1 protein-coding gene is annotated in these 326 nt (G+C 35.6%); it reads right to left on the bottom strand.

The window, feature by feature from the left end:
• On the bottom strand, positions 1–326 hold a 326-nt coding region (locus SB717_RS34565), incomplete at both ends, for a Mur ligase family protein (RefSeq protein ID WP_410907374.1).

Here is a 326-nt window from a genome sequence, read left to right as displayed (position 1 = left end):
ATATTCGTAATGATAGCTGCATTAGGACGAGCTAACTTAGATAAAAATTCAATCTCTCCTCGGCTTGACATACCCATTTCTAATACAGCTACTTCTGTATTTTCTTCTAAGTTTAAAATAGTGAGAGGTAACCCAATATGGTTATTGAAATTTCCTTCTGTTTTTTGAACTTTGAACTTAGTCGCGAGAATACTTGTCACAATATCTTTCGTGGATGTTTTACCGTTACTACCTGTCACACCAACAACTTTAACATCCAATTGATCGCGATAGTTTTTCGCTAACATTTGCAGTGCAGATAGCGTATCTTCTACAAAAATAACCGG

The organism is Priestia sp. SIMBA_032, from assembly GCF_046535215.1.
Lineage (GTDB): Bacteria > Bacillota > Bacilli > Bacillales > Bacillaceae_H > Priestia > Priestia aryabhattai.
Note: the sequence above shows the minus strand (reverse complement) of the source record. Positions and strands in the feature narration are given on the sequence as shown.